The organism is Lentiprolixibacter sp. (genome assembly GCF_982873095.1).
The window spans coordinates 1-5,300 of the sequence record NZ_CEYNTP010000200.1; the positions used below are offsets into that span (position 1 = coordinate 1).

The 5,300-nt window shown below is 47.1% G+C and carries 3 protein-coding genes and 1 pseudogene; all 4 read left to right on the forward strand.

From position 1 onward, the window contains the following. Positions 1-711: DUF3810 domain-containing protein (locus tag AC4E7D_RS11250; RefSeq protein ID WP_490173890.1), on the forward strand; the 711-nt coding region annotated here is incomplete at its 5' end. 110 nt (positions 712-821) lie between these two features. After that, entirely contained in the window at positions 822-3,785 is a 2,964-nt protein-coding gene (locus AC4E7D_RS11255) for an amidohydrolase family protein (RefSeq protein ID WP_490173891.1), read from the forward strand. Between the two features lie 10 nt (positions 3,786-3,795). Next, a complete protein-coding gene (locus tag AC4E7D_RS11260) occupies positions 3,796-5,085 on the forward strand; it encodes an amidohydrolase family protein (RefSeq protein WP_490173892.1) in 1,290 nt (429 codons plus the stop codon). Positions 5,086-5,148: 63 nt separating this feature from the next. Continuing rightward, positions 5,149-5,300: pseudogene (locus AC4E7D_RS11265) on the forward strand (RNA methyltransferase); the annotation flags it as partial.

Sequence of the window (5,300 nt, forward strand, 5' to 3'; positions counted from 1 at the left end):
GAAAAAAATTATACAGAAGATGCACTACTTGAGGTTACCCAACGCCTTATTTATACAACCAACACACTGCAAGAAAAACTTACCGGATCAAATGAAGAGCCGGTATCCTTTCCTTTCTCAAGGGGCGAAGTATTCGAGCTGACCCTATCCGGCTACGAGCGCTTGCAAAAGGACTATCCCTTCCTCTCATATTCGAATCCGAGTGTAAAACGTTCGTTATTCAGCACCGGACTTAGTTATATGGGATACGGGGGCTATTTGAACCCCTTCACTCATGAAGCCCAGGTGAACGGAAAGATTCCACTCTTCCGCTACCCGGTTGTCTCAGGACATGAAATAGGCCACCAGCTGGGTTATTCAGCTGAAAACGAAGTTAGTTTTATCGGTTATCTGGCCACTCTTAAAAATGACAACCTGCATTTTCAGTATGCTGCAAATGCTTATGCCCTGGGGTATTGCCTGAGAGAAGTCTTTCTAAGGGACAAAGAGACGTATACTACCTTAAACGCTCAAATAAATCCCGGGGTTAAAGCCAATTATGCTGAAGTAACTGCCTTCTGGAAACAATATGAAAATCCTCTGGAACCCCTTTTTAAGTCGGTTTTTAACACCTTTCTAAAGATGAACAAGCAACGCCAGGGAATAAAAAGCTACAATCAGGTGGTAGCGCTTTTGGTCAACTATCATTCCGAACACCCGGTGCAAGAGTAAGGGGGTCATTCGGTTTCTCCCTGCTAAACGTTAAAAAAAAACTAATAAAGGAGCGATTCGTTGCCGTTCACTTATTTTTAGCCGTCTTAAATTAATCAATCCTGAAAATAATGAGAATACGATTACTGCTTTCCGCGCTTTTCTGGTGTGGATTTGCCTCCCTGGCTCTGGGCCAGGATTACTTCCCAAAGAACGATGGGGTTAAATCAAAAGATAACACTTACACTGCCTTTACCAACGCTACCATCCATATAAGTCCTGAGAGAAAGGTGGAAAAAGGGACCTTGCTCGTACAGAAAGGAAAAGTGGTAGCCGTAGGGAATGCGGTTGCCATTCCTAAGAATAGCGTGGTTGTGGACCTGGAAGGCAGGTTTATCTATCCTTCTTTTATAGACCCCTTTTCTGATTTTGGTGTTCAAAAACCCAAAAGGGCAGGTGGTGGAAGAAGATCTCCCCAATACGATGCCGCAAGGGAGGGCTTCTACTGGAACGACCATATCATGCCTGAAAACAACGCGATATCAAAGTTCAAATTTGATAGCAAAAAGGCAGTACAGCTTCAAAAGGCCGGATTCGGTGTAGTAAATACACATCTGCAAGATGGTATTGCACGAGGAACAGGAGTACTTGTAGCCCTGAACAGTGAAGTAAGTGATGGGGAGCGGATAATCGATGACAGGTCTGCTCAATACTTTTCATTTACCCGGAGTGTAGCCAAGACGCAATCCTACCCCACTTCGCTTATGGGGGCAATGGCTTTGCTAAGGCAGATGTATACTGATGCAGACTGGTATGCCAAAGGGAACAGTAATACAAAGGATCGGTCCCTGGAAGCGCTGAATGCCAATAAAAACCTGGTGCAGATCTTTGCTGCCGGCGACAAAGGAAATGTACTGCGAGCAGACGGCATTGGTGATGCCAACGGTATTCAATATGCGATACTCGCAGGAGGGGATGAATATGAAAATATTGCTGATATCAAGGCAACGAATGCGCAATTGATCGTTCCTGTGGATTTTCCCGATCCATTTGACGTCTCCAATCCCTACCAGGCGTCATATATCGCCCTAAAAGACATGCGCGAATGGAACCAGGCCCCTACCAACCCAGCGGTACTGGCAAAAAACGAAATACCATTTTCATTCACCTTACACGAACTGAAATCTCCGGACAAGTTCAAGGAAAAAATCCTGAAATCCATACAATATGGGCTTTCCAAGGAAAAGGCCTTGGCGGCATTGACTACCGTACCTGCCAAATTGCTGAACAAATCAGGCCAGATAGGGACTCTGGAAGCTGGTAAATATGCCAATTTCCTGATCACCTCCGGTGATGTATTCGAGAAAGCCACAACGCTTTACGAGAACTGGGTACAGGGTAGAAAATACGTTATCAACGATTTAGGACAACAGGATATCCGGGGAGAATATGAACTCATTGCCGGAGGGGTTACGTACAACTGGAAGGTCAGTGGTGAGGTGTCCAAACCTAAGTCCGAAATCAAACGCGATACTCTGAAATACACATCTAAACTTCAGTACAAAGAAGACTGGCTGGAATTGTCATTTACTGACCAGGAAGGGGAACAAAGACATCGTATGACAGCACGGGTGAATCCCGGACAGGCGAGTATAACCGGGCGTCTGATCCTTCCGGATGGACGGGAAACCTCGTTTACTGCAAATAAGAAGACAGGCCCTGAAGAAAAAGAGGACAAGAAGAAGGGCCAGCAAAATGGAAGGCCAGAGGTAGTCCCTATGACCTATCCCAACGTTGGGTATGGTTACACTTCCCGGCCACGACAGGAAGATCTTCTGTTTAAAAACGCAACCGTCTGGACGAGTGAGGAAGCCGGGGTCCTTGAAAACACGGATGTGTTGGTGAGGAAAGGAAAAATCGCCGCGATAGGCCAAAACCTCCGTGCTGGAGGGGCACGTGTGATAGATGCAACAGGGAAGCACCTAACGGCTGGTGTTATAGATGAACACAGTCATATTGCTGCCCTGGCGATCAATGAAGCCGGGCACAACTCCACAGCAGAAGTGAAAATGACAGATGTGGTGGACCCGGAAGACATCGATATCTACAGGAACCTGGCCGGAGGGGTCACTACCCTGCAGTTGCTTCATGGTTCGGCCAACCCTATCGGGGGGCGCTCGGCCATTTTGCGCTTAAAATGGGGAGAAAGCGCTGCCAACATGATCTTTGAGAACTCCCCCAAGTTCATCAAGTTTGCCCTGGGGGAAAATGTAAAACAAAGTAATTGGGAGAGTTATTCCCGTTTTCCACAAACCCGTATGGGCGTGGAGCAGGTTTTTACAGACTACTTCCAGCGTGCCCGTGAATATGAAGCCCTGAAAAAAAGCGGACAACCATATCGCTATGATGAGGAACTCGAAGTGCTTGTTGAAATCCTCAACGGGGAGCGGTTCATTAGCTGCCATTCCTATGTGCAAAGCGAGATCAATATGATGATGAAGGTGGCGGAAAAATTCGGATTTACCCTGAATACCTTTACCCACATTCTGGAAGGGTACAAAGTTGCGGATAAAATGGCGGCACACGGAGCTGGCGGCTCTACCTTCAGCGATTGGTGGGCATACAAATACGAGGTAAAAGACGCGATTCCTTATAATGCGGCCATCATGGCTCAACAAGGCGTTACCGTGGCCATCAACAGTGATGATGCGGAAATGTCGCGCAGGCTCAATCAGGAAGCCGGAAAGACGGTAAAATACGGTGGCTTATCCGAAGAGGAGGCCTGGAAGACAGTGACCATCAATCCCGCGAAATTGCTGCATATAGACAATCGTGTGGGCAGTATCAAAGAAGGGAAGGATGCCGATCTGGTACTGTGGAGTGACCACCCGATGTCTGTCTACGCAAAAGCTGAAAAAACAATCATACAGGGGGTTACCTATTTTGACCTGGAAAAAGACAAGGCGCAACGCAAGGCGATAGCTGAAGAACGCAATAAACTAATACAGTTGATGCTTCAGGAAAAAGAAGGAGGGGCCAAAACCCGGAAACCCGCCCAAATCAAGAAAGAAAAATTTCATTGTGACAGTCTCTAAAAAAATGATCATGAAAAAGCTCAGTATAATATATCTTATTGCCATTGTAAGCACCTTCACCTCCTTGTCTGCCCAACAGACCCCGGCCCCCGAGCAATCGGAAACCATTAGTATTACAGGGGCCACAGCCCATGTTGGCAACGGGCAGGTTATTGAAAACTGCACCCTGGTATTTGAAGGGGGAAAAATTACCGCAATCGGTGCCGATGCATCACCTGAAGGTCGCATCATCAAAGCAGATGGAAAACACCTGTATCCTGGTTTTATCGCACCGGGAAAATCTCTGGGATTAATTGAAGTCAATGCGGTAAGGGCTAGTAATGACCAGGACGAGATTGGCAGTATGATCCCGCATGTAAGGAGCCTTATCGCCTATAATGCGGAATCCAAAGTGGTGGAAAGTATGCGGCCCAACGGTGTACTGATCGGGCAGGTTACTCCCAAAGGGGGGCGTATTTCAGGTAGTTCCACCATTGTTCAGTTTGACGCCTGGAACTGGGAAGATGCGGCCATTAAAGTAGATGATGGCATCCACTTAAACTGGCCCAACTCCTTTCGAAGGGGCCGTTGGTGGCTTGGAGAACCCCGCGGGTATCAGCCCAATAAGGAATATGCAAAACAGACCGGGGAAGTTGAACGCTTTATTGGCAATGCCCGTGCCTACGGCCAAAGCCCGTCCAAGGAAGTTAATCTTCCCTATCAGGCGATGCAAGGCCTCTTCACGGGAAAACAGAAGTTATATGTGTATGCTAATGGTGAAAAGGAAATTATTGATGCCGTAACCCTTTTGAAGAAGGCCGGGATACGTGATGTTGTGCTTGTTGGAGGTTACCACGCCTACAAGATCACCGATTTTCTAAAACAAAATAATATCCCTGTTTTGGTCAATTTCACCCATTCATTACCCAATTTTGACGATGATGATTATGACCTTCCCTATAAACTGCCCAAACTTCTTGTTGACAGCGGTTTGTTGGTAGGGCTTCAAAATGCAAGTGCTTCGAATTTCCAAACACGGAACCTGCCATTTTATGCAGGACAGGTTGTAGGCCAGGGCCTGGCCAAAGAGGAAGCGCTTAAGCTTATTACAGGGAATACGGCCAGGATCCTGGGAATAGATGACAACTACGGTACTCTGGAAACAGGTAAGAGTGCGACCTTCTTCTTATCCGAAGGAGATGCCCTCGATATGCGGGGCAACCAGCTCACACACGCCTTTATTGACGGGAGGGAAATTTCCCTGGAAACGCACCAGACAGAGCTCTGGAAACGTTACACAGGCAAATACCAGGGGAAATAGTCCGGTATACCAATGATGCAATAGCCTTATAAAAGTGGGGAAGTATTCCCTACTTTTGCCACTATGCGTCCCGAAAAATATATTAGCAGCCTCCAAAACCCCCTGATAAGGCGCGTCCTTCAGTTAAAGGAAAAAAAGAGAGGCCGCGATAAAACCGGCTTGTTTGTTCTGGAAGGCCAGCGTGAGCTTCAACTGGCGCTTTTAGGGAACTACGA